The organism is Pseudomonas lini (genome assembly GCF_964063345.1).
Lineage (GTDB): Bacteria > Pseudomonadota > Gammaproteobacteria > Pseudomonadales > Pseudomonadaceae > Aquipseudomonas > Aquipseudomonas lini_B.
Window position 1 is genome coordinate 4,688,150 of sequence record NZ_OZ061318.1, and the last position, 23,989, is coordinate 4,712,138.

Below are 23,989 nucleotides of genomic sequence, written 5' to 3' on the forward strand. Positions count from 1 at the left end.
TCATGGAAAGCAGAAATTCCGCCCCACTGGCGAGCTACATCGACCTCTTGCTGGACGCCGTCTGTGCGGTGGACAAACAAGGTCGCTTCGTATTTGTCAGCGCGGCCTGCGAGCGTATTTTCGGTTACACCCCCGACGAGCTGATCGGTCAGCCGATGATCGACCTGGTGCATCCCGCCGACCGACAGCGCACCCTCGACGCCGCGCGGGAGATCATGGAGGGCGAGCCCAAGCTCAACTTTGAAAATCGTTACCTGCGCAAGGACGGCCGGGTGGTGCATATTCTTTGGTCGGCGCGCTGGTCGGAGGTCGATCAGCTGCGCATTGCCGTGGCGCGCGACATCACCGAGCGCAAACAGGCCGAGTCCCGGCAAGCGGCGCTGTACGCAATCTCCGAAGCAGCCCACGCGGCGGAAGATCTGCTGGCGCTGTTCAAACGCATCCATTCGATCATCGGCGAATGGCTCCCAGCGTTGAATTTCTCTGTGGCGCTGTATGACGAGCACTGCGCGCAGCTGAATTTTCCCTATCACGTCGACGACTGTGAACCGCAACCCGAGGAGCCCGGGACGGTGACCGGGCGTCTTTGCAGTGAAGTGATTCGCAGCGGCTTGCCGATTCTGCTGACCCCGGATCAGGACAATCCGCCGGCGGGATTTGCGGCGCTGGTCGCGGGCCAGGATTCGCCCTGCTGGCTGGGCGTGCCATTGAGTTCGCAGAACGGCACCATTGGCGCGCTGATCGTTAAAAGCGTACCGGGCGGCGAGCGTTACACCGAGCAAGACAAGGAACTGCTGCAGTATGTTTGCGCTCAGGTCGCGACCGCTATCGAGCGCAAGCAATTGCATGCCCGGCTCCAGCGCATGGCCCAGTACGACCAACTGACTCAGTTGCCCAATCGCGAATTACTGCGCGAACGCCTCAAGGCCTCACTGGCGCTGGCCCGGGAAGATTCCGGTCGAATGGCGTTGCTCTACGTCGACCTTGACCGCTTCAAGCAAGTCAACGATACCCACGGTCATGCGGTCGGCGACATGCTGCTGCAAGCGGTCGCCAATCGAATCAAGGGCTGCGTGCGCGAAACCGACACTGTGGCGCGTATCGGCGGTGATGAATTTGTCGTGTTGTTGCACAGCCTCCACGCCGCGGAAGACGCCGAGAAAGTGGCGGGTAAAATCCGCCAGGTACTGGTTCAGCCCCTGCGCCTGGATGGGCATAACCTGAATATTCAACCGAGCATCGGCGTTGCGCGCTACCCCGAACATGGGACCGAAGAAAATCAGTTGTTCAGGCATGCCGATGAGGCGATGTACAGCGCCAAACGCCAACAGCACCTGCGCTTCGAGGCCTGAAAGTCCGTTCGTCGCAGCGTTGCCAGTTTTTCTAAACCTTTTTGACGATGGAAATTCTTATTCTATGCGGGCGGCTGCTCGCTGTGATCATCATCAAGAGGATGAAAACCATGCCAACTTCAAAAAATCCGAGTCCGGGTAGTGCCCATGATCGAACGAAGGCGTCTGAAGCCGGTCGCAAAGGTGGGAAAACCACCACGACGACCGTTGATAAAGACTCCGCGAAAGGCGGCATGGGCCGCAAAGGTGGTCAGAAATCCCGGTAATAGTGACGGTGGTTTTATTAAAAGACGGGGGCGCAAGCTCCCGTTTGAATTTTCAAAGAAGGAGGGCGCGACCATGAGCCGGATGGCCACCCGTTTACGCAATGCCAGTTTTGTCACGTTGCTGGGTCTGTTTGCCAACAGTGCCTTTGCCCAGTCAGCCGCCGAATTCATCAACGAGGCGTCGGCCAAAGGCATGGCCGACATCGAAGCCAGTCGCCTGGCGCACCAGAAAACCGAGTCCAAGGAGGTCAAGGATTACACCATCGTGGTAATCAACGACCTCACCACCGCCAACCAGCATCTGGCGAAAATTGCCAAGCAACTCGATTTACCGGTCGCGCCACGCGAAGAGGTGATGGACAAGGCCAAAGCCTTGATGCCGGAGGTGAAGGACGATGCGTCCTTCGATCAGGCGTACGCCGCCAGTCAGGTGAAAACCACCCAAGAAACCATCGAGCAGCTTCAACAACAAGCGCAGACCACGGACGTGCCGCAAATCAAAGCGTTCGCCGAAGAAACCCTGCCCAAACTGCAAAACCATCTGCAAATGGCCAGGGCCCTGCAAGCCAGTCGCTAGCACTCATGGCGCGGGTGACGTCGCCGGTCACCCGCGAGGCATGGATCAACATTCATCAATCCTGTTTCTTTGTTTCCGGGACAACAGTGCCGTCCAGGGGAATCTTCTCGCCCTCGCCGAGTTGGCGATATTTCTTTCTCAATTCTTCCAACTGTTTGAGATCCAGCGATTCGAGCCCCAGCATAGCGTTCTGCGCTTCTTTCGTTACTCGCAATAACTCATCGATCTTCAAGTGCAAAATGTCCGTGTCGCGGTTCTGGGTGTTCTGGATCAGGAACACCATCAGGAAGGTGATGATGGTGGTCGACGTGTTGATGATTAGCTGCCAGGTATCGTTGAAATGAAAAATCGGCCCGCTCAAACCCCACAGGATAATCAGAATGATCGCCCCCAGAAATGTCCGGGGCAGGCCGGCCCACAGGGAGAGTTTCTGTGCAATTTTTGCGAATTTCATTGCCGTGCTCCTTATAGGGATGCGCCTGATTTTCAGACAGCACGGGCATGACGAAAATTCTGCTGAATATTGCCTGCGGGATGAAAAGCCGGTGCGCTGAAGCCTCTGTCAGCGCTCATCGTTCGGGGCCGAGAAAGTCGCAACCATTTCCACCGACATGGGTCACTACTTCAAGCCCCTGAACTGGAGAACAGCATGAACCTCGCTCGCACGTTTTACCTTTGTTGTTGCCTGATGGCGTTGCAGGGCTGTTTCGATAACTCGGATAACGAGACCAAAGACAACACTGATGGCACCAAGTCTTCGGTGCAGATGCAGGAGAAGGGGGCGGATAAGCAGTGAATGACTGTCCTGTGAGTTAATCGCTCGCGCTCTTCATAGAAATGTGGCTTATGCCTTGCTGCGTCGGGAATCTTTGATTGGAATCTTTCTTTGTGCCGGTTTGTGTCTAGTATCAAATGGTAGTCAATTTGCCAGCATGCAAACACACGGATCGAAACCAAGTAAGAGGTCACTCATGGAATTCTTTGAGAAGTTAGCGAGCCTAGCCGCCAAGGTTCGTTTGCAAAGCGCTGCAATTCAGACGGAGGAGGCGACCAAGAATGCTTTCGTCATGCCCTTCATCAGTACGGTGCTGGGCTACGATGTCTTTGATCCAAGTGAAGTGACTCCAGAATTCGTTTGCGATATTGGAACGAAAAAAGGAGAAAAAATTGACTACGCAATCATGAAGGAAGGAGAGGTACAGATTCTCATCGAGTGCAAAAAAATAGGCGAGTCGCTACACATCAATCACGCCTCCCAGCTATTTCGCTATTTTCATGTCACCAGCGCACGAATCTCTATTCTCACCAACGGCCAGGTCTATAAATTTTTCACCGACCTGGATGCGCCCAACAAGATGGATGAGAAACCGTTTCTTGAACTCGATCTTCTGGACATCGATGAGTACTCCGTCCCCGAACTGATCAAGCTCACCAAGTCTGCATTCGACGTGGATTCGATCATCAATGCTGCAGGTGAGCTGAAATATGTCAGTCAGATCAAAAAGGTCATTGCTTCGCAGGTCATCAAACCTGATGACGACTTTGTAAAAGTCTTCGCCTCCCGAGTGTACGACGGGGTCATAACTCAGAAAGTCCGTGAGCAGTTCCACGAGCTGACGAGGAAAGCAGTCGTGCAGTTTCTCAATGATCAGATCAATGACCGACTCAAATCAGCTATGAGTGGTGCCATTCAGCCTGCGCTGGCATCGAGATCGGTTCCTGCCGGCGGCAGTGATCCGACAGATCAGCGTGACGAATCAGAGGATAAAGTGCTGACGACCCTGGAAGAATTGGAGGGTTATCACATTGTCCGTGCGGTGGTTCGTTCGGTTGTAGACGCAAAACGGATAGTGCAGCGCGATACGCAAAGCTATTTTGGGATCTTGCTTGATGACAATAATCGCAAGCCGATTTGTCGCCTTCATTTCAATCGTTCACAAAAGTACATTGGGATTTTTGACGAAGAAAAAAATGAAACGCGGCATCCGATTGGCTCGGTTGATGAGATTTACGATTATTCGGATCACTTGAAGAAGACAGTTGGGTACTACGACTGACCGTGTTGGGTAAACGGCATACAAAGAACCGGCCCCTTGAGGCCGGTTTTTTACATATCTATTCATGCCGACAACGTCACCTCAGTCTTCCAGCTGAAGTACCCCAACACTTCACAGCGCTGGTTGATCAGCATGAAGTTCAGTTCGCAGGCTGTCACGCCCGTGCTCAGTTGCGAACACTCCCAATAATGATCATCGGCGCTGTGGCTGCCAGGCTGGGTCGGGTTGGCGGGGTCGGGCGCGGGGACTGTCTGGCCGCTGTGAACTATCAGTTTGGGCGGCGAAAGGGCCCCGGCATCGTCCACCGTCAGGTCGTGAAATACCACCGTATGTTCGGCCAGCAGGCTGACGGTTCTACCGCGGATATGGAAGATCTTTCCGTTGCTGGCTGTCAGCGTTATTTTACTGTCATTTTCAGTACTTTGTGTCGTCGTGCTACTAGTCACGGGGAAGATGAAACCATCTTCAATCACAGTCGGGTTCTGCAATTCAAGACTGGGTTGCGGATAGTGTGAAAGCAACGATTCGGCATCGACAATCAGAAGCACACTACTGGCTATCACGGCGCCCGCCGAAGGGGAGGTAATCGGTTCGGAAGTCATCATGGATCCTTTCATGATGTTGACGCAAAACGGTAACCGCTTCGGTTCAAGCGAGACATCCTGTTCCAGCCGAGGCGGCAACGAGCTCGGTAGGCCCCTCGTTACCAAGGGGCCCGGCCCAGCATCAGTTACGGATGGTAATGAACGGATCCCATGTGCAGCAGCCGATGATCTGGCAGTCGCGATTCACGATCAGAAACTGGAAGTGATAGGTCACGCTGCCGCAGGCAAGGGTTTCCGAAGACCAGTAGTGGTTATCGACCTTCTGGCAGCTGGGCACCGACGGATTGCTGGTGTTCGGGACTGCAAAGGAGGCGGTAGCCTTGCGTGGCGTGGGCGTAGAGATCAACTCGTTGCCTGCGTTGCCGACGAACTTGTAGAAAATCACTGCTTGCTCGAAGCCCAGCGACAGGCTGGTTTCACGCCAGCGAATCAAATCGCCTACCTGGGCTTTCAAGTTGAGCTCGCCACCGGCCTGGCCGCTCACCACGTTGTTCTGATTGGTCACCATGTACACATGATTGACGTCGATCATCGTCGGCGCAGCAGGGTTTGTGCTGATGTTCGGGTAGTTCTTCAGAATGGTTTCGGTGTCGATGGAAACAAGTACATCCGTGACTCGAGACATAGTAAAGCTCCTTTGAACATAGTGATTACCTGGCTACCTGCCAGGCACGACAACGCTTGTTTGCCTTGCGGCCGTTGCGAACACACTACTGGGGAACCCACTCGATCACGGGGTATGAGCTGGCCTTGCTCCTTGCCTTGAAATGACGAGTCGGGTTCCTTCCAACAGGCCGCGATAGGACTATAGATGCCATTTTTATACTGTCAAAACTGCTTTGCTGGTCGGTCGACGAACGGTCGTTTTGGTTATGGCTTTCAATGGTTTTGCGATAAGAAAAGGCTCATTCAGATCCCCTGTGTTTTTCAATCGTCAAGTGATCCGGGTTCAGGTAATAGACAGACAAGGCCTGTTAAAAGAGTAATGAACCAGGCAGGAGCATGGTTGGAAAAGGGGGCTGTTTTTTTGCTGGTTCACTCGATTTGGCTTTCAAGCCTGAGGAGGCGGCATGTTGTTACGTTACATGGTGTTGCTGGCGGTGGTGGTTACCGCAGCGGGTTGTGTGCAGGAACGGGTTGTTCATGACCGGCGTCCGGTGCAGCGTGAATATGTTGAGATCATCGCACCGCAGCCGCCACCGGAACGCGTTGTTGAGGTAGAGCCTGCGGGGCGGCCGGGTTATCTCTGGTCCAGGGGGTACTGGCGTTGGGAAGGTGGGCGTTATGTCGCGGTTCATGGCCATTGGGTCCCGGAACGGCCGGGGTATCGTTATGTGCATCCGCACTGGGAGCAACGTAACGATGGCTGGCATTGGCGGGTGGGGGCGTGGGTTAACTGACGCGGTCAATGTATCGTAGCGAACCGGTTGTCTGCCTCTGGCTACGACCATGCACCGACAGGAGAGCGATATGAGTTGGTCCGCCAAACAATACGTAGCGTTTGAAGATGAGCGCACGCGCCCGGCGCGTGACTTGCTGGCCGCCATCCCCACAATGGACGTCCAATCGGCAATCGACATCGGTTGCGGCCCGGGTAATTCCACCGAGTTGCTGGTGCAGCGCTTTCCCAATGCCGCGGTGCGTGGGGTGGACAGTTCACCCAATATGGTCGAGGCCGCTCGCAAGCGCTTGCCTCACCTGCGTTTCGACATTGCTGACATTGATACCTGGAACGAGACCGGCCCGTTCGACGTGATTTTCGCTAACGCGGTGTTGCAGTGGCTGCCCGATCACGCCCGGTTGTTGCCGTCATTGGTGGCCAGGCTTGCCCCCGGTGGTAGCCTGGCGATTCAGATGCCCGACAACCTCAACGAACCGTCGCACAGGTTGATGCGCGAGGTTGCAGCGAACGGCCCTTGGGCGGAAAAACTGGCAAGAGCGGCTGGCCTGCGAACGGAAATGGAGGATGCGGGTGGTTACTACTCGATGCTGCGTGCCCACTGCACCCGCGTCGATGTATGGCGCACCACTTACTATCATTCGCTCGCGGACGGCGCATCGGGCGTGGTCGAGTGGTTCAAGGGCAGCGGTTTACGGCCTTTCCTTGAGCCGCTGAATGAAGCGGAGCGGGTGCAGTATCTCAAGCAGTATCTGACGGCGATCGGGCAGGCCTATCCGGCGCAGAGCGATGGTTCAGTGCTGTTGCCGTTTCCGCGGTTGTTCATGGTGGCGACGCGTTGACCTACAAAGGGACATGCGTGGTCGTTTGTCCCTTTGGTTGACCAACCTTCTACTTCGGATCAATGCCAGTCAGTTTAAGGGCCGCTCGGACATGTAGGAGCCAGGCTTGCCGGCGAACGCGTCCTTGAGAGCGCTTTCGCTGGCAAGCCTGGCTCCTATGAAAAGCGGTTTGGTTTCTTGATTTCTGCATTCCCCCTGACGTGAGACTGAAATTGAGCAGAGCAGGCGAAGGGAAAAGGTGAATTTTCACCGATGCCGAGCATCACGTAATAGCTTCTAAAGCAGCTGATCAATCAAAACCGCATTGGTATAGACCAAGCTTCCATCGCTCGCTCGATGCCCGACCAAATGGAACTGACCGCGCCCGTGCTGCAAGTAGACGCGCATTTGGCAGTCGGACAAGGGGTCGTATCCCTCTGGCAAGACCAACTCCATTGAGCTCATGTCGACATCAACCATGGCTTCACGCTCATGGGTTTTCTGTAAGCGTTCTTCAGCTTGCTCCAGACGCAGATGGAGGGGGCCATCAACATCAAAGCTGATCTCACCCACCGGGGTGGACTTTGGGGCGCCGCTGGGTTTGCACCAGCCTTCGATCGTCAGGTTACTCATGACGAAACCTCCGTCGTGGACTGCTGGACTCTATAGCTCTTGTCTCTTCTCAAGCCATCCGCTTCTGGCCAGTTCTGCCATCCCGTCATCAGAATTGAGTATAGGCAACCCAGCCTCGCTTGCTGTACCCGCGTCAATTCGCTACGCCCATTTAGTCCCCAGAGACGTAATGCTGAATATCCATAGTTATATGTAGCGAATAGCTTTAAACGATTAACTTAATGTTCGAATTGGAATATCTGGCCAGCAGGTTTTTCAGAAAATGCGCTTGTTCCGTCCATGCACTATACTTCTCGCTGACTTTACCGTCGGAATGGATGGTACTTGTCTGCCCTGCTTGGACGTCAGTGGCGATGCGTTTGCATAACCAGTGAACAACAGGAATAGGATGAAGAGAAAATGGCAATAGCAATTATCTTGATACTAATCGTTATTGCATCAGTGTTGTTCCATATACTAGCGCCTTGGCATGCGACTCCGGCAGCTTCCAACTGGGGGTCAATAGACACCACCCTGTTCATCACCCTGATCATTAGCGGAATATTTTTCATCGCCATCACGGTATTTATGGCGGTGGCCGTGATGCGTTATCGTCACAAGGAGGGCTCCAGGGCGCACTATCAGCCAGAAAATAAAAAACTGGAAACATGGTTGATTATCGTGACCTCGATAGGTATTGCCGCGATGTTGGCGCCAGGTCTGGTGGTTTACAGTGATTTCATCCGGGTGCCGAAAAATGCTTATGAACTTGAAGTGGTCGCCCAGCAGTGGCAGTGGGCCTTTCGTTTTCCCGGCCAGGACGGGAAGCTGGGCAAGTCGGATATCAAGTTTGTTGATGCCGCCAATCCCCTCGGCCTTGATCCCAGGGATCCTGTGGGTCAGGACGATGTACTTATAAAAAACAATGAAGTTCGCCTTCCGCTTGATCAGCCAGTGAAAGTTTTACTGCGCTCTAAAGATGTGCTGCACAACTTCTATATCCCGCAAATTCGCAGCAAGATGGACATGGTGCCGGGGATGGTGTCGTACTTTTGGTTTACGCCGACTAAAACCGGGAAGTATGAAATCCTTTGCGCTGAATATTGTGGTGTAGGTCATTACAACATGCGCGGCCAGATGATCGTGGAAGAGCGGGGCGCCTTCGATCAATGGCTGAACAGCCAACCGACTTTTGCGCAGACATTAACGACAGCAGCCAAACCCAGTCAGGACAGCGTGGTGGAAAAAGGTCGCTTGTTGGCCGAGAAATACGGCTGCGGTGCCTGCCATAGCCAGGATGGCAGTAGCAGTCTCGGCCCGGGATGGAAGGGGTTGTACGGCCGCACTGAACAGTTTGCCGATGGCACCAGTGTGCAGGTCGATGAGGCCTACCTGAAAGAGTCGATCCTCGATCCGAAGGCCCGACTGGTACAGGGCTACCCGCCGGTCATGGTGGCCTATACTCTCACTGAAGATGAACTGGGTGCTGTCGTCGCCCTGATCAAATCACTGGGTGCCGCGCAGCAAGAACCTTCTGCCAGCGAAAAACTGGACAGAGGTGACGACTTGGCGACGCAGGGGCAGCGGCTGGCCGAGTCGCTCGGCTGTCTGGCCTGCCACAGTGTCGATGGTAGCAAGAGTGTCGGCCCCAGCTGGCAGGGTCTGTATGGCAAGACAGAAACCCTGGCCGACGGTACGAGTATCAAGGTCGATGAGGGCTATATAAAGGATTCGGTTCTTAATCCCGGCGCCAAAATCGTCAAAGGCTATGCAGCCGTCATGCCGGCCTTGGCTCCGACTGATCAGGAGTTGAACGCACTGATCGCTTTTATCAAATCCAAAGCGAATGCCGACGCTGATGCGAGCAAGGCGGAGCCAGGGAAGTAGCCGTAAAGCAGCCAGGAATGCACCGAAACTTCGAACAGGAGGATGACGTGATGGCCTATGCGGAGCAAGCCGAAACAGAAGCACTACACGAACCCAAAAGCTTCCTGACCAAATATATCTGGAGTCAGGACCACAAGGTCATAGCCATTCAATATTCCTTGACGGCTATTTTCGTGGGCGTTATCGCCGTGGTGTTGTCTGGCTTGATGCGCATACAGATTGGCTTCCCCGGCGCTTTGGAGTTCATGGACGCCAGTGCTTACTATCAGGCGATGACCATGCACGGCATGATCATGGTCATTTACTTGCTGACGGCCTTGTTTCTGGGTGGCTTTGGCAACTATCTGATCCCGCTGATGGTGGGGGCCCGCGACATGGTCTTCCCCTATGTCAACATGCTGAGTTACTGGTTCTACCTGCTAGCGGTAGTGGTGTTGCTCTCCAGTTTCTTTGTCCCCGGCGGCCCCACTGGTTCGGGCTGGACGCTCTATCCGCCACAGTCCATTTCTCAGGGGACACCGGGGGTCGAGTGGGGCATCGTCCTGATGCTCGTCTCCCTGGCGATTTTTATTGTTGCAGCCACGATGGGCGGGTTGAACTACGTCACCACGGTGTTGCAGGCACGCACGCACGGCATGACATTGTTTCGCATGCCGCTCTCCGTATGGGGAATCTTCATGGCCTCGATTATGGCCTTGCTGGCCTTCCCGGCATTGTTCGTCAGTGCGGTCATGATGCTGTTTGACAAGCTGTTGGGCACCAGCTTCTTTATGCCGGCGATGATCTCGCTGGGGCAGCAGATCGATCACCAGGGTGGTAGCCCAATATTATTCCAGCACCTGTTCTGGTTCTTCGGCCACCCGGAGGTCTACATCGTTGCTCTGCCTGCGTTTGGCCTGGTCTCCGACTTGATCAGCACGCATGCACGTAAAAATATCTTCGGCTACCGAATGATGGTGTGGGCCATTATTGCGATTGGCGTACTCAGCTTTGTGGTCTGGGCACACCATATGTATGTCAGCGGAATGAACCCGTACTTTGGCTTTTTCTTCGCCGTCACCACCTTGATCATCGCGGTGCCGACCGCACTGAAAGTCTACAACTGGGTGCTGACCCTGTGGCGGGGCGATATCCATCTGACCGTGCCGATGCTGTTTGCCCTGGCCTTTATCGTCACCTTCCTGGTCGGCGGTCTGACCGGGTTGTTTCTCGGCAATGTGATCGTGGATATTCCGCTCTCGGACACCTATTTCGTCGTAGCCCATTTTCATATGGTCATGGGGGTCGCACCTGTATTGGTGGTGTTCGGCGGCATCTATCATTGGTTCCCGAAAGTCACCGGGCGCCTGTTGAATGACACCCTGGGCAAGTTGCATTTCTGGATTACCTTTCTGGGTACCTACGCCATCTTTTTCCCCATGCACTATCTGGGTTTCCAGGGCATGCCACGCCGTTACTACGCCTATGAAAACTACGCGTTCATCCCGCAGTCGGCGCAAGAGTTGAATGCCTTCATTACGGTGATCGCATTGACCGTCGGCGTTTCCCAGCTGCTGTTCCTGTTCAACCTGGCCTGGAGTGCATTCAAGGGCAAGCCCGCAGGCAGTAACCCGTGGGGCGCGGCCAGTCTGGAATGGCAAACGCCGAACACCCCGCCGGTACACGGTAACTGGGGAGCGAAGCTGCCGGTCGTGCATCGCTGGGCCTATGACTACAGTGTGCCGGGGATAGAACAGGATTTCGTTCCGCAAACCGTCTCCGCCGAGGAGCTGGAGCAGATGCGGCAACTGAGTGCCGGAACCAAGATAGCGGACGTTAAAACATGAAAAGGCTGCTATTGAGAAACGCCGACGGTGCTGACCCCGGTGGCAGTTGGAGTCGCGACCCTGGGGGTATTCAGGCCACCGAGGCTGATAGAAGCCAAATCGCAAGAGTGGGCCTGCGCTTGTTTCTGGTCGTGGTGAGTTCGTTATTCTTTCTCTTCCTGATCGCCTTTATTGCCCGTTCACAAATGGCCGACTGGCTCCCCCTGACAGACCCCTTGGCGCCGTTAGCCAGTCTCCGGCAGTTATGGCTGAATTCGGCTTTTCTGGTATTGAGTTGCATCGCACTGCAGTGGTCGCGTATGGCCGCCCGGCAGGCTCGACCGGACGCTACGGTCATTGGTTTTGCATTGGGGGGCGTATTTGCCATTGCCTTTCTGGTGGGGCAATTCTGGGTCTGGCAGCAGTTTGTCGCCTGGGGCTACTTTGTCGCCAGCAATCCGGCCAACAGTTTCTTCTACTTGTTGACCGGCCTGCATGGGCTCCACCTGCTGGGCGGGCTGATAGCCTGGAGCATAATCGTCGCTAAATTCCTGCGTCGCGTGCCGTTGGCGCAACTCAGCGTCAGCGTAGAGCTCTGTACCACCTATTGGCACTACTTACTGGGTCTTTGGTTCGTGCTATTCGCTTTGCTGGCCAGCACGCCGGAGACCTATGAAGCCATCGCCAGATTCTGCGGCCTGAGGTAAAAAGCCATGGCATCGCACCCACTTGCCCCAGGCGAATCCAGTTCATCCAATCCACCAGACTCATCGCCTGCACCGGGATGGCAGGGCATCGCCAGCGACTGGTCCTCAGATAGAGAGGTCTTCAAGCAGGTCCCTTGGGGCAAGGCGATGATGTGGATATTCCTGCTCAGCGATACGTTTATATTCACCTGTTTTTTAACCGGCTACATGTCGGTACGCATGACCATCACCACCGCTTGGCCGAACCCCAGTGAAGTGTTCGCATTGACGATCGGCGGCAGAGAAATCCCGCTTATTCTGATCGCCATCATGACCTTTGTGCTGATCAGTAGCAGCGGCACCATGGCCATGGCCGTTAATTTCGCCTATCGCCGTGATCGCGCGAAAACTACTGCCCTGATGCTGGCGACCGCTGCCTTGGGAGTGACCTTCGTCGGCATGCAGGCATTTGAATGGACCAAGCTCATCGCGGAAGGAGTGCGTCCCTGGGGGAACCCCATGGGGGCGGCGCAGTTTGGTGCCAGCTTTTTCATGATTACCGGTTTCCACGGACTGCATGTGTCAATCGGAGCCATCTACCTCAGCATTGTGGCGATGAAAGTATTGCGGGGAGATTATGAACGCTCCGGCAATTATCAGAACGTCGAGATAGCCGGGCTTTACTGGCACTTCGTGGATTTGGTGTGGGTGTTTATTTTTGCTTTCTTCTATTTATGGTAGAGGAGCACGGGTGATGGCACATGCTCAGGGTCAGCAACATCCAATCAGTTTGTACCTGAAAATCTGGGGGCTGTTATTCGTCCTCAGCACGCTGTCGTACCTTGTCGACTATTTCCACTTCCATGGCTACCTTCGGTGGTCCCTGATTATCACTTTCATGTTGTTGAAGGCAGGTTTGATTGTCTCCATCTTCATGCATATGGCCTGGGAACGGTTGGCCATGGTCTACGCCATACTGTTGCCACCTTTATGTTTACTGGTGCTCGTCGGACTGATGGCCACCGAGGCAGACTATGTTTTCCTCAGCCGGGTCATTTCCTTCGGCCAATAAGCCGCTTCCGAATGGCCATGAGTCTTCAGGGTTAACCCGATATCACTCGCTTGAACTGATGCCATTTGTGCTGCCAGGCCACTGTCCAGTGGGGAGCTGCCGTTCCCGTGCCGGCGATCGTCAGCGCTGGATGATGTTCGATTACCCGGTCCAATACCGATTCCTGATTCGGTTCAACATCCACGAAGAAGATATGTTTTCCCTCTTCTACCATCTGTTTAAAATTGCGGAAGTGAGCATTCGGCACCTGGATACCAAAAAAACCGCCTTCCCAGATGCAGAAGCCAAATATAACAATGGCCAGGAAGATAAAAGGCACCCACCCTGCGGCGGATTCGGTCCAGCCCATCCAATAGGCGCCGCCAAGGACCAGCGCCGCGAGTGGCACGCCGACCAACGCACCTATCTCGCCAGAGTGAACAACATCCTGTTTCATTAACGAGTTAACCTCGTGGAGGTGATGTTCTTCAACATCAGCCACTTGTTCACTGAGCACATGAATTTGTTCGGTATTGATGCCGTTGGCTTCCAGTTCATTTTCAACGGCTTCGAGATCGTCGAGATTGTCACTGATGTAATAGTGCCGATTCATGCCACACCTCCCATCTCGTGTTGGCTGTAGACCTCCTCTGTCCGGCAGCCTTTAACTGAGATTTGCAGTCGGTATCTTTGTCCATGGGGAACGTTGCACACTTTATGCAATTCGTTGGAAGTATAGCATTCGCTAGCATGCAGGATTGTCAGTGTCAAGATTCAGCGGCAGCATTAGGGGTGTGAAAAACGGGGGATCAAAGGCTTATCCGAAGCCGCCGAAGAATTACTCTTCGCCTGCACCCATCTCTCGATCCTCAAACGCAGAACGCACGGCCTCCACGACGCGTCCCGCCATGCGCTCATCTTCAAGCTGCGGGTACCCTTTCTTTAGCTTGCCGGACACCACCCAGCCGTTCTCCTTGATGGAACGGATGATGCGGTTCGCATCCAGGTCTGGCATTTCCAGTACCTCTTTCAGCTGCTCCTGAGCTCGCTGAAAGATCACCAGTACTCTGGCTTCATCCGCCATTTCCTTTCGAATCGTGTGCTCGACGACGCGTGCGGTGTACAGGACATGTTCGGTCAGATCGGGATACCGCCAGGCAAAACACGCGTCCTCGTATTCATCGAAAATGAAGTTGCTGCGAGTCCCGTCCTCATAGGTCACGAGTTCGCCGAACCTATAGGCCGCAGCGTAACGTCGCATGAACGGTCGCGAGAACACTTCGAGCGTACGGTCGTAGCCGGCCCTGAAGTCGATCGAACTCGTGATTGTGGCTGACACCGGCAGTATTACGCCGTCGGGCACTGCGTTATCTCGAATCAGGGTGTCGTTAATAAGGAAGCGGTGAATCCGGCCATTGCCATCGCGCATGGGATGGATGTACACGAAGCCAAATGCCAACACAGCGGCACGTGCCACTGATTCCGCACCACGCGTTGCGACCTCAAACTCGTTGAGTCCTGCCAATAGCAGCGCAAGATCCGCGAAATGGGGGGCAATGTAATGCACGATGTCCTCGCGCATCGTGGCCTGCCCCACAAACACAGGGGAGCGCCGCAAGCCCAGTCCAATGGCGTCGCGCCCCAGAATGCCTGCTTGCAGGGAATGCAGGCTATCGTCGCTCAACGGGTCTTCAATATGTCCGCAGTACTGGGCAATGACATGGGCAAACCGCTGGATACGATCGGCCTGGTCGGCTTCCTTTTCAATGAGAAAGCTCGCGCGCGATTCCTTGAGCGTCAGCCAGCTGGCGGTACGCATCAGGATGTCGGGGCCAAAGGCCTGATCCAATTCATCCAATGCCTCGCGCAGATCGAATTGCAGAGCGTCCTGCACTGGCGCCGTACGACGAACCAAGGGGCAGAACCCAGCCGTCCCCGGCAGATTGTTATTGATTCGCCAACGTCGCGTTCTCAGTGCATCGCGACGCGTCAGGTAATCTTTTGACGAAAGTACATCAACATAGCCGCCATTGGTCACGTCTGGCACATCCAGACGTTGCCCTGTCAGCCATTCGTAGAGGAATCCCGTGCGACGGGCGTACTGGCCGAATGGCTCCCGTCGACACCAGTCTTCGACTGGCTGCGGACCTATGGCCGCAAACAGGCGGGCGAAGAACTCGAGATGGATCTCTTCGTACTTGAGGCCGAATTCGAAATGTCCTGCGAAATCGTCTGCGGGCCGATAGCTTGCCGGATACCGGTTCTCCACATTTCCGTCACTTTCGCGACTGACACGTATAGTGCCGATCATCGAGTCGACTCGTAGAGGCTGTGCCAGTGCGATGTCGTAACGGTTTGCGAGTGTCTTGAAACCGACTTGCATTGACGAAATCCTTTACTGGGGCAAGAAAAACGCTAACAGAAGATCGATCATATGCGAAAACGCTAATTTTCATAGATGTGAAAACATTAACGCTTGATGAAATTTGATAATAAATCCGTGCTTTTCGAAAAAAACGCTAACGGACTTCAGGGTAGTCGTTAACGCCCGAGAGCACTTACTCATCGATCAGCGAATAATGGACGAAAATTTGGGGATGTTTTAGAGCCCGATTCCACCAAACCCCAGACACAAAAAAACCGGCCATTGAGGCCGGTTTTTTTATTCCTGCATCCCCCGTCAAAAACTGACGTGAGACAAAAATTCGATTGGAGCGGGTGAAGGGAATCGAACCCTCGTTATCAGCTTGGGAAGCTGGAGTAATGCCATTATACGACACCCGCTCAGAGCGGCTGACTTTGTACCAGATGTGCGCGTGAAAATGAAGTTTTTCTTTGCGCGCGATGGCTTTAGCACGGGTGAAACGAAAGCATCGACCGCGTAGCGGTCATTCGCGGGCAAGCCTCGCTCCTACAGGAGTGCGTTCAACGATGTAGGGCGGGGCTTGCTCGCGATGACTCTGTTTCAGATTGCCAATGCATGGTGGTCCTGGACGTACTGGTAACGCGGCCGGCTTTCGTGTTGCGCCGGTTTCAGGAAACCCAGCAGTGCGTTGCGGCTGTCTCGGCAGGCGGCTTTGTGCTCCATGTCGAGAAAGTGGCCGGTGGCCTGCAGGGTGCTGAAGGTGCTGTGCTGCACGTGGCCGGCGAACAGCTTGGCATCGTCGGCGGCGGTGTACTCGTCCCATTCGCCGTTCATGAACAGCACCGGCACGTTGATTTTCTTCGCCGCGTTCAGGTAGCACTGACGATCGCTGTTGAGCACGTCGCTGATGTGAAAATGCATCTGCCCGTATTCATGTTCGGCCAACGAACTGACGTGACGGTAGTTGAAACGCTTGAACAGCGAGGGCAGGTGTTTGCCGATGGTGCTGTTCACCAAGTCACCGACCCGGTTACCGTCCCGGCTGCCGAGATAATCGACACCGCGCTCGAGGTAGTCGAGCATGTGCTCGTTGACCACCGGCGAGAACGAGCTGATCACGGCCTTTTCGATGCGCCGTGGCCGCTGGGCGAGGGCGACGAGAGTGGCGGCGCCACCAAAGGAAAACGACAGCACGTGTTCGGCGGCGAAGTGGTCGATCAGCTCAAGGAGGATCTGCCCTTCGATTTCCTTGGTGAGCATTTTTTCATGCAGGTTGTGAGCCTTGGACTTGCCCGCATAGGGCTGGTCGTAGCACACCACATTGAACTCTGGGTAAAGGTTTTTCACGGTCTGTGCAAACGACGCAGTCGTGGACATCGAGCCGTTGACCAGAATGATGGTCTTCTCTGCGGCGTCTGCGCGATAGAACTCCGTGTAGACCCGATACTGACCCTGTATATCCAGCACAGCGATTTCTGGCCTCATGACATAAGACTCCTGGCAAGCGGGTATGCGCGCAAATCAGATTGCACGAGCTTTGTGACAGGTAGGCATACGCCTGGAATTTTTGAAGGCCCATGTCGATCCATTACTGGCCGGTCGACGGGTATTGTTATAAGCGGGCAGTTTGCCGGGGGAAGGCGGAACCTGAGGGTTCTCTGCCGGCAAAAAGTTTCTTAGAGTAGTTTTGGTGACTCGCCGGTCACATTTCGCGCCGACGTCCTGATTCAAGCAGGGGTCACGTCATCGCGCAAGTATCTTTCGTAAAATTTTTAGCGACTTCTGCTGAGCGGTCGCCTGCTTAGATCAATCGGATCTCATCGCTGCTCAACGGCCGGTACTCGCCGGGCTTCAACGTGTCGTCGAGCACCAGCGGTCCCATGCGTTCGCGGTGCAGGCGCAACACCTTGTTGTCGAAGTGGCCGAACATCCGTTTAACCTGATGATAGCGGCCCTCGACGATGCTCAGGCGCGCAGATTTTGGCCCGAGTACGACCAGTTCGGCAGGTTGTGTGGTGAGGTCTTCGAAGGCGAAATACAGCCCTTTGGCAAAGGTGATCGCGTATTCGGCAGTGATGTCCTGCTCCGTCTCGACGTGGTAGATCTTGGGCAGTTTGGTCTGCGGTTGCGTCAGGCGTCGCGACCAGCTGCCATCGTTGGTGATCAGCATCAGGCCGGTGGTGTTGAAATCCAGACGGCCGGCGATGTGCAGGTCTTCCTTATCCGGTTCATCGATCAGTTCGAGCACCGTCGGGTGTTGCGGGTCGCGGGTGGCACTGACGCAACCGGGTGGTTTGTGCAGCATGAAGTAGCGGGCCGGTTTGCCAACTTGCAGCACCTCGTCGTCGACTTCCACGCGGCTGAACTCAAGTACCTCGGCGTGAGGGTCGCTGACGACTTCTCCGTCGACCCTGACGCGCTTTTCTACCAGCAACAGGCGTACCTGCTTACGGTTGAAGCGAGGCAGGTTGCTGAGGAAGCGGTCAACGCGCATGGCTAGGCTTCGGTGGGAGGATTCGATGGAAGAGCGCCGCGCATCTTACGTGATCGGCCAAGCGGCTGCTTGCAACTGCATCTCGACCTGGGCGCAGGCCGGGCACAGGCAGGACTTGTTGCGCAGTTCGACTGGCAGTGCCTGGAGCACCGCCGGATCGATGCTGACGCCGTAGCACCAGCAGGCACAATCGACGGTTCGCGGGTCAGCCAGGCTGCAGTCGTTGGAGGCACCGCAAGCCGGGCAGAGATCAGGTTTATTCATGAAGGAGCAATTCGGTTACGGCCGGTTTGTTGGCCCGAGACCGCGCATGATCGGTCGGCTGGCAGCCATGCGCAAGCCAGCTTGAGCTGGCCGCTGATCTGAAGGCCAGGTGCTATCTGGCACTCGGTGCCGGTTTGAAAGTCAAAACAGGTGTCAGCCGGCCTGTGCCGACTGTTGTTTGCGGGTCTTCCAGGAGGCCGCCATGCTTTGTCAGAAAAAGCTCCGTCGAATACTGCTCTGTGTGTTTTTTGGTTTGGGCTTGTCCGGCTGCTATTACTACGCAGGTGGTGCCGATGTTTATCCGGCACCTTATTACTATCCCGGCTATAACTACTCTCCTTACTACTACGGCGGTCCGCGTTTTTACGGGGGCTATCGCTACTATTATTTCAGTGGGCCCCGTCATTACCATGGTGGCCACCATCGCGGACACCGTTAACCAACTCACGAAGACAACGGCGCGCCCGGCCTCACGAGCGCGCCGTTTTCTTCTGGGTAGATGAAAAACCTTTCATCGGCTACTTGTTTCAGAGTGTTGCAGGAACGCACCAGATTCCGATTTCACTGTCTGATCTTTCGACAGTTGTGAACAATTGACTGTCGCCTGCCAGCGTCGCTGGTATGGCTCACTCGCGGTCCAGGAGGCCGCCATGCTCTGTCAAAAAAAGCTCCACCAAATTCTGCTGATTGCTCTATCGGGATTGTTTCTTGGTGCGTGCGTACCCTATTCCGATGGAGGAGACAGCTACTACCGTTCCGAGGTCTACACGTCCCCAGCGCCGTATTACTCCGGCGGCAGGTCTTACTACTCCGATGGTGGTTACTACTCGGCCCCGCGCAGGTATTACTCACCGCCTGCACGGTATTACCAGCCAACGCCGCGTTATTACCACCAACCGCGGGTTTATCAATCGGCACCTCGCTATTACGACTACCGCGGCTACCAGAATCGCGGATGGGACCGTCATGACCGCGGTGGTTGGGACAGCCATAACCGAGGCGGCCGCAATGATAACTATCGAGGCCACAGTGGGCGGGATCAGCGTGGCGGATGGGGTGATCACCGCGGTCGCGGCGATAACGATGGCCGAGGCCACCGCCGATAAACCACCCAATAAAAAAGCGGCGCATGAAGCGCCGCTTTTTTTGTGCCCGAAACTCAGTACTCCGACAGGTCAGCCAGAGGATGCCGGCCTTCCCAGACCTTATGGAAATGCGCCTCCACCGCCGCCTCCGGCACATTGTTGATGTCTGGCCAGTGCCAGTGAGGTTTCTGGTCCTTGTCGATCAACCGCGCTCGCACGCCTTCGCTGAACTCCGGATGACGGCAGCAGTTGAGACTGATGGTGTATTCCATCTGAAAGACTTGAGCCAACGATAGATGCCGGGCGCGATCGATCTGTTCCCACACCAGATGGGCGGTCAGGGGCGAGCCTTCAGTCATGGTTTTGGCGGCACGAACAAGCAGCGGATCAGAATGATCGTGCAGCGCACTGATGGCCTTCCAGGCGCATTGAACGTCGCTGACATCCAATAGTTCGTCGATCTGCTCGCGTCGAGGCAGCCACTGCGCTTCGGGCAGTTGCGTGATCGCTTCCTGCTGCAAGGCCTTGAGCAGGCTGTTGAGCTGCATGGCTGTCTGTTCCTGCCAGTTCAATTGCAGCAAACCTTCGAGCAGCTCATGCTGTTGATCATCGCGCAGGAAGCGGTCGGCGAGGTCCAGATCGATTGCATCACGACCGTTCATCTGGGCGCCGGTCAGGCCGAGAAACAATCCGAGCTTGCCGGGCAACCGCGACAGAAACCAACTGGCGCCGACGTCCGGGTACAAGCCGATGCCGATCTCCGGCATCGCCAACCGGCTGCTCGGCGTGACAATCCGAATGCTCGCCCCTTGCAGCAGCCCCATGCCGCCACCCAGCACGTACCCATGACCCCAGCAGATCAGCGGTTTGGGGTAGGTGTGCAGGTTGAAGTCGAGGCGATATTCTGCCGCAAAGAAGTTTGCAGCCAAGGGCGGCACTTCGCCGGGGTGGGCGCGACACGCCTCCACCAGGCTGCGTACTTCACCGCCGGCGCAAAAAGCCTTGGCGCCATTGCCGCGCAGCAGCACGCAAACGATCTGTGGCTCCTTGGCCCAGACGTCCAGTTGATCGCGCAGGGCATTGATCATCGGCAAGGAGAGAGCGTTGAGGGACTTTTCGGCATCCAGGCTGGCGATGCCGATGCGTGCGCCGTCGGTGCCGGTGAGTTCTTCGAAGTGCAGATTCATCGTGACCTCGATCGGGAAATTGAGCGTTCAGTATGATCGCTCCATAGGAAAGTGCCGGATCTGCGTCAGATCAATTGACAAGCATGGTCAGCTTTCCTAGGGTTCGCCCCATTGTTTTTGCCGGATGTAACCATGACTGCTGACGACCGTATCAAACTCGAACCGAGCTGGAAGGAGGCACTGCGTGCCGAATTCGACCAGCCTTACATGGCAGAGTTGCGCACATTCCTGCAACAGGAACGCGCGGCGGGCAAAGAGATCTATCCACCCGGACCGATGATTTTCAACGCGCTCAATTCCACGCCGCTGGACAAGGTCAAAGTGGTCATCCTTGGTCAAGACCCTTACCACGGCCCGGGCCAGGCCCATGGGTTGTGCTTCTCGGTGCAACCAGGGGTTCCGGCACCGCCGTCGCTGGTGAACATCTATAAAGAGTTGAAGCGCGACCTGAACATCGATATTCCCAACCATGGCTACCTGCAGAGTTGGGCAGAGCAGGGCGTGTTGATGCTCAACACCACCATGACCGTGGAACGCGCGAATGCCAACGCCCATGCGGGCAAGGGCTGGCAATATTTTACCGACCGGATTATCGAAGTGGTCAGCGAACATCAGCCACATTTGGTGTTCCTGCTATGGGGTGCGCATGCCCAGAGCAAGCAGAAACTCATCGACGCCACCAAACACCTGGTGCTGACCTCGGTCCACCCGTCGCCGTTGTCCGCTTATCGCGGCTTCCTCGGCTGCGGGCACTTCAGCCGGGCGAACAAGTTTCTGGAGCAGAATGGCGAGACGCCGATCGAGTGGCGATTGCCGTCGGTTTGATGCGTTGACCGTGAAGGCCCCATCGCGGGCAAGCCCGCTCCCACAAGGACTACGCGGACCCTGTGGGAGCGGGCTTGCCCGCGATGAAAGCGACTCGGTCTATCAGGGAGAATCTGGCCCCCGGTTCCAATACCGAAACAACGGCTCCGCCAGAAACAATACAAACAACAACCGCATCACCTGCATCGCCGTCACCAGCGGCACCGACAATTGCAGGGTCTCCGCCGTCAGGCTCATCTCGGCAATTCCACCGGGCATCATGCCCAAGGTCAGCGAACGCAGATCCAGACGGGTCAGCGCACTCAACCCCAATGCCGCCAAGGTTGCGATCAACATGGTTAACGCCGTGCCGAGCAGGGTTCGGCCCATGAACGACGGCGCCCGGCGGAAGAACTGCCGATTGAAGTGACACCCCAACCCGCTGCCAATCAGCCACTGGCCAATCTGACTGCCGCCGTTGGGCAGACCGATGTGCAGGTCCCAAGCAATGCTCACCGTCGCACTCACCAGCAACGGTCCGAACAGCCAGGGATTGGGTTGTCGCAGCCGCTCCCAGATCCAGGCGGCAAGGGCGCCCGCCGGGAACAGAATGGCCAGCCACCACCAGTCGACGGTCGTTGGATGCAAGACCGGCGCACCGTCGCCTAACAGATACTTGAACGCCGCCGGCACACACAGCACCACCACCAACACCCGCAAACTCTGCCCCGCCGCGACACGGCTGAGCACCGCGCCGTTGCGGGCGCCGAGGTTGACCATCTCCCCGGAGCCGCCGGGCATGCTGGAAAAGAATGCGGTGGCGCGATCTTCCCCGGTGCGCCGCATCAACCAGACCCCGACCACTGCGGACAGGCTGGTGACCAACGCACCGAAGAAGATCAAACCGAAGTGGCTCAGCACCTGTTCCATCACCACCGGGGTGAAATGCAGACCGATGCCGATGCCGACGATCCACTGGCCGCACTTGCGGCCGCCAGGGATTTCCGCCAATTGCCAGGGAGTCAAACAGCGCACCAGGATGATCGCCAGCAACGAGCCGACCATCCACGGCAATGGCCAGCCGATCTGGCTGGCGAGGTAACCGCCCAGCAGACCGACCAGCGGGGTTCCCCACCAGCTTTTGAAGGGGGGCCGATCAGACATCGACGATAGCGCGCCGGGCGACCGAACGTTTGCGCCAGATGCGCAGCAGCGGCATCAGCAGCATGATTGCAGTCAGTACCCAGCAACCGAACGTGATCGGGCTCGACCAGAGGATTTCCAGCGCACCGTTGGAAATCGACAGCGCGCGACGCAGGTTTTGCTCCATCAGACCACCAAGGATGAAACCCAGCAGTACCGGCGACAACGGGAAGTCCAGCTTGCGCAGGATGTAGCCGAAAATACCGATGCCGATCATCAGGAACAGGTCGAACGTGGTGGCATGCACCGCGTAGACACCGATCCCGGTGATGATCGCGATCACCGGCACCAACGCCCAGTTTGGCACGGCGAGGATGCGGGTAAAGATGCGGATCATCGGAATGTTGAGGATCACCAGCATCACGTTGGCGACGAACAACGACGCGATCAGGCCCCAGACGATGTCCGGTTGTTGCTGGAACAACAGCGGGCCCGGAGTGATGTTGTACAGCGACAGTGCGCCGATCATCACCGCCGTGGTACCCGAACCTGGAACGCCGAGGGTCAGCATCGGCACCAGTGCACCGCAGGCGGCGCCACCGATGGCGGTTTCCGGAGCCGCGAGGCCGCGCATGTCGCCTTGTCCGAACGTGCCCTTGGCGCCGGCGATACGTTTCTCGGTCATGTAGGCCACAGCGCTGGCCAACGTCGCACCGGCACCCGGCAACACGCCCATGATGAAGCCCAGCAAACCGCAACGGATGTTCACTACGAACACCGCCGAAGCTTCCTTGAAGTTAAACATCATGCGCCCGGTGGCTTTCACCGCTTCCTGACCGCGGTGGGTTTTTTCCAGCAGCAGGAGGATTTCGCTGATGGAGAACAGACCCAATACCAGTACGACGAACTGAATGCCGTCCGTCAGGTGAATGTTATCCCCGGTGAAACGGTACACGCCGCTGTTGGCGTCGATCCCGACGCTCGACAGAAACAGACCGATCAGCGCCGCAATGAAGGTCTTGAGCGGTCGGTCGCCGGCCATGCCGCCGAGACAGACAATCGCAAACACCATCAGCACGAAATACTCCGCCGGTCCGAAGGCAATCGCCCATTTCGCCAGCAGCGGGGCGAACAGCACCATGCCGCACGTTGCGATGAATGCACCGATGAACGAACTCCACGCTGACAGCGACAGCGCTACACCGGCCAGGCCTTTGCGGGCCATCGGGTAACCGTCGAGGGTGGTCATGACGGTGGAGGCTTCGCCCGGAATGTTCAGCAGGATCGAGCTGATCCGGCCGCCGTACTCGCAACCCAGGTACACCGCCGCCAGCAGGATCAGCGCCGACTCCGGTGGCAGGCCGAGGGCGAACGCGATGGGAATCAGCAACGCCACGCCGTTGATCGGACCCAGCCCCGGCAACAGCCCGACGACGGTGCCGATCAGGGTGCCGCACAGCGCGGTCACCAGGTTGTACGGGCTCAGCGCGACGCCGAAGCCCTGACCCAAATAGCCAAGAGTATCCATG

Annotated in this window: 27 protein-coding genes and 1 tRNA gene; 15 read left to right on the plus strand and 13 right to left on the minus strand. The window is 56.2% G+C overall.

Features of this window, described 5'->3' with window-relative positions; genetic code table 11:
• Window positions 1-2: 2 nt before the first annotated feature.
• The 3 genes from AB3226_RS21175 (at window position 3) to AB3226_RS21185 (ending at window position 2,195) form a co-directional block, all read left to right on the plus strand.
• Window positions 3-1,352 (plus strand): diguanylate cyclase domain-containing protein, encoded by a 1,350-nt coding sequence (locus AB3226_RS21175; protein ID WP_367374479.1) that lies wholly within the window; start codon window positions 3-5, stop codon window positions 1,350-1,352.
• 110 nt (window positions 1,353-1,462) lie between these two features.
• On the plus strand, window positions 1,463-1,618 hold the full coding sequence (locus AB3226_RS21180) for a KGG domain-containing protein (RefSeq protein WP_008014777.1): 156 nt from the start codon (window positions 1,463-1,465) through the stop codon (window positions 1,616-1,618).
• Window positions 1,619-1,691: 73 nt separating this feature from the next.
• Entirely contained in the window at window positions 1,692-2,195 is a 504-nt protein-coding gene (locus tag AB3226_RS21185; protein WP_367374480.1) for a DUF4142 domain-containing protein, read from the plus strand.
• A gap of 55 nt (window positions 2,196-2,250) precedes the next feature.
• Here AB3226_RS21185 and AB3226_RS21190 read toward each other — a convergent pair whose 3' ends face one another.
• Window positions 2,251-2,649 carry a low affinity iron permease family protein gene (locus tag AB3226_RS21190; RefSeq protein WP_367374481.1) on the minus strand — a complete coding sequence of 133 codons (399 nt, stop codon included), beginning with the start codon at window positions 2,647-2,649 and terminating at the stop codon, window positions 2,251-2,253.
• Window positions 2,650-2,844: 195 nt separating this feature from the next.
• On the opposite strand from AB3226_RS21190, the gene AB3226_RS21195 reads away from it, so the two are divergent.
• Window positions 2,845-2,991, plus strand: a complete 147-nt coding sequence (locus tag AB3226_RS21195) for a hypothetical protein (protein WP_367374482.1) — start codon at window positions 2,845-2,847, stop codon at window positions 2,989-2,991.
• A gap of 175 nt (window positions 2,992-3,166) precedes the next feature.
• Entirely contained in the window at window positions 3,167-4,252 is a 1,086-nt protein-coding gene (locus AB3226_RS21200; protein WP_123360466.1) for a type I restriction endonuclease, read from the plus strand.
• A gap of 62 nt (window positions 4,253-4,314) precedes the next feature.
• Here the strand turns inward: AB3226_RS21200 and AB3226_RS21205 are convergent, their stop codons facing one another.
• Both AB3226_RS21205 and AB3226_RS21210 read right to left on the minus strand, forming a co-directional pair.
• Entirely contained in the window at window positions 4,315-4,854 is a 540-nt protein-coding gene (locus AB3226_RS21205; protein WP_367375824.1) for an AidA/PixA family protein, read from the minus strand.
• 124 nt (window positions 4,855-4,978) lie between these two features.
• A complete protein-coding gene (locus AB3226_RS21210) occupies window positions 4,979-5,482 on the minus strand; it encodes an inclusion body family protein (RefSeq protein ID WP_367374483.1) in 504 nt (167 codons plus the stop codon).
• 445 nt (window positions 5,483-5,927) lie between these two features.
• Here AB3226_RS21210 and AB3226_RS21215 point away from each other — a divergent pair, with 445 nt between their 5' ends.
• Both AB3226_RS21215 and tam read left to right on the plus strand, forming a co-directional pair.
• Window positions 5,928-6,257: a YXWGXW repeat-containing protein gene (locus tag AB3226_RS21215; protein ID WP_123721976.1), complete on the plus strand. Its 330-nt coding sequence runs from the start codon at window positions 5,928-5,930 to the stop codon at window positions 6,255-6,257.
• A gap of 70 nt (window positions 6,258-6,327) precedes the next feature.
• Window positions 6,328-7,098 carry a trans-aconitate 2-methyltransferase gene (gene tam, locus AB3226_RS21220; protein ID WP_367374484.1) on the plus strand — a complete coding sequence of 257 codons (771 nt, stop codon included), beginning with the start codon at window positions 6,328-6,330 and terminating at the stop codon, window positions 7,096-7,098.
• Window positions 7,099-7,374: 276 nt separating this feature from the next.
• Here tam and AB3226_RS21225 read toward each other — a convergent pair whose 3' ends face one another.
• On the minus strand, window positions 7,375-7,710 hold the full coding sequence (locus AB3226_RS21225; RefSeq protein WP_367374485.1) for a hypothetical protein: 336 nt from the start codon (window positions 7,708-7,710) through the stop codon (window positions 7,375-7,377).
• Window positions 7,711-8,109: 399 nt separating this feature from the next.
• On the opposite strand from AB3226_RS21225, the gene AB3226_RS21230 reads away from it, so the two are divergent.
• Genes AB3226_RS21230 through AB3226_RS21250 form a run of 5 tightly spaced genes read left to right on the plus strand, consistent with a single transcriptional unit; the run spans window position 8,110 to window position 13,139 of the window.
• Window positions 8,110-9,576: a c-type cytochrome gene (locus tag AB3226_RS21230; RefSeq protein WP_367374486.1), complete on the plus strand. Its 1,467-nt coding sequence runs from the start codon at window positions 8,110-8,112 to the stop codon at window positions 9,574-9,576.
• Between the two features lie 50 nt (window positions 9,577-9,626).
• Complete coding sequence (ctaD, locus tag AB3226_RS21235; RefSeq protein ID WP_367375825.1) at window positions 9,627-11,402, plus strand: cytochrome c oxidase subunit I; 1,776 nt, start codon at window positions 9,627-9,629, stop codon at window positions 11,400-11,402.
• Entirely contained in the window at window positions 11,399-12,088 is a 690-nt protein-coding gene (locus AB3226_RS21240; RefSeq protein WP_367374487.1) for a cytochrome c oxidase subunit 3, read from the plus strand. Before ctaD ends, AB3226_RS21240 begins: the two co-directional genes overlap by 4 nt.
• Before the next feature lie 6 nt (window positions 12,089-12,094).
• Window positions 12,095-12,808: a heme-copper oxidase subunit III family protein gene (locus tag AB3226_RS21245; RefSeq protein ID WP_367374488.1), complete on the plus strand. Its 714-nt coding sequence runs from the start codon at window positions 12,095-12,097 to the stop codon at window positions 12,806-12,808.
• A 13-nt stretch (window positions 12,809-12,821) separates the two neighbouring features.
• Window positions 12,822-13,139: a cytochrome C oxidase subunit IV family protein gene (locus tag AB3226_RS21250; protein ID WP_123499130.1), complete on the plus strand. Its 318-nt coding sequence runs from the start codon at window positions 12,822-12,824 to the stop codon at window positions 13,137-13,139.
• 31 nt (window positions 13,140-13,170) lie between these two features.
• Here AB3226_RS21250 and AB3226_RS21255 read toward each other — a convergent pair whose 3' ends face one another.
• The 6 genes from AB3226_RS21255 to AB3226_RS21280 all read right to left on the minus strand — a co-directional run bounded on the left by AB3226_RS21255 (window position 13,171) and on the right by AB3226_RS21280 (window position 18,241).
• Window positions 13,171-13,731: a magnesium transporter gene (locus tag AB3226_RS21255; RefSeq protein WP_367374489.1), complete on the minus strand. Its 561-nt coding sequence runs from the start codon at window positions 13,729-13,731 to the stop codon at window positions 13,171-13,173.
• A 225-nt stretch (window positions 13,732-13,956) separates the two neighbouring features.
• Entirely contained in the window at window positions 13,957-15,501 is a 1,545-nt protein-coding gene (locus AB3226_RS21260; protein WP_367374490.1) for a Fic family protein, read from the minus strand.
• 327 nt (window positions 15,502-15,828) lie between these two features.
• Window positions 15,829-15,902 (minus strand) — tRNA-Gly (locus AB3226_RS21265).
• Window positions 15,903-16,083: 181 nt separating this feature from the next.
• Window positions 16,084-16,968 (minus strand): alpha/beta fold hydrolase, encoded by an 885-nt coding sequence (locus tag AB3226_RS21270; RefSeq protein ID WP_367374491.1) that lies wholly within the window; start codon window positions 16,966-16,968, stop codon window positions 16,084-16,086.
• Window positions 16,969-17,284: 316 nt separating this feature from the next.
• Window positions 17,285-17,977 carry a pseudouridine synthase gene (locus tag AB3226_RS21275; RefSeq protein WP_367374492.1) on the minus strand — a complete coding sequence of 231 codons (693 nt, stop codon included), beginning with the start codon at window positions 17,975-17,977 and terminating at the stop codon, window positions 17,285-17,287.
• A gap of 45 nt (window positions 17,978-18,022) precedes the next feature.
• Window positions 18,023-18,241: a cysteine-rich CWC family protein gene (locus AB3226_RS21280; RefSeq protein ID WP_367374493.1), complete on the minus strand. Its 219-nt coding sequence runs from the start codon at window positions 18,239-18,241 to the stop codon at window positions 18,023-18,025.
• Between the two features lie 202 nt (window positions 18,242-18,443).
• On the opposite strand from AB3226_RS21280, the gene AB3226_RS21285 reads away from it, so the two are divergent.
• Together AB3226_RS21285 and AB3226_RS21290 are read left to right on the plus strand one after the other, a co-directional pair.
• Window positions 18,444-18,680 carry a hypothetical protein gene (locus tag AB3226_RS21285; protein WP_367374494.1) on the plus strand — a complete coding sequence of 79 codons (237 nt, stop codon included), beginning with the start codon at window positions 18,444-18,446 and terminating at the stop codon, window positions 18,678-18,680.
• A gap of 211 nt (window positions 18,681-18,891) precedes the next feature.
• Entirely contained in the window at window positions 18,892-19,347 is a 456-nt protein-coding gene (locus AB3226_RS21290; RefSeq protein WP_367374495.1) for a hypothetical protein, read from the plus strand.
• 53 nt (window positions 19,348-19,400) lie between these two features.
• On the opposite strand, the gene AB3226_RS21295 is transcribed toward AB3226_RS21290, so the two are convergent.
• The gene (locus tag AB3226_RS21295) at window positions 19,401-20,513 is read right to left on the minus strand and encodes an enoyl-CoA hydratase/isomerase family protein (RefSeq protein ID WP_367374496.1); all 1,113 of its coding nucleotides are present in this window, start codon (window positions 20,511-20,513) and stop codon (window positions 19,401-19,403) included.
• 132 nt (window positions 20,514-20,645) lie between these two features.
• Between AB3226_RS21295 and ung the strand changes: the two genes are divergently transcribed.
• Window positions 20,646-21,338 (plus strand): uracil-DNA glycosylase, encoded by a 693-nt coding sequence (ung, locus tag AB3226_RS21300; RefSeq protein WP_008074486.1) that lies wholly within the window; start codon window positions 20,646-20,648, stop codon window positions 21,336-21,338.
• A gap of 102 nt (window positions 21,339-21,440) precedes the next feature.
• Here ung and AB3226_RS21305 read toward each other — a convergent pair whose 3' ends face one another.
• Window positions 21,441-22,481, minus strand: coding sequence for an AbrB family transcriptional regulator (locus AB3226_RS21305; RefSeq protein ID WP_367374497.1), 1,041 nt, complete (start codon window positions 22,479-22,481; stop codon window positions 21,441-21,443).
• Window positions 22,474-23,988 (minus strand): tripartite tricarboxylate transporter permease, encoded by a 1,515-nt coding sequence (locus AB3226_RS21310; RefSeq protein WP_367374498.1) that lies wholly within the window; start codon window positions 23,986-23,988, stop codon window positions 22,474-22,476. Before AB3226_RS21310 ends, AB3226_RS21305 begins: the two co-directional genes overlap by 8 nt.
• Window position 23,989 lies beyond the last annotated feature (1 nt).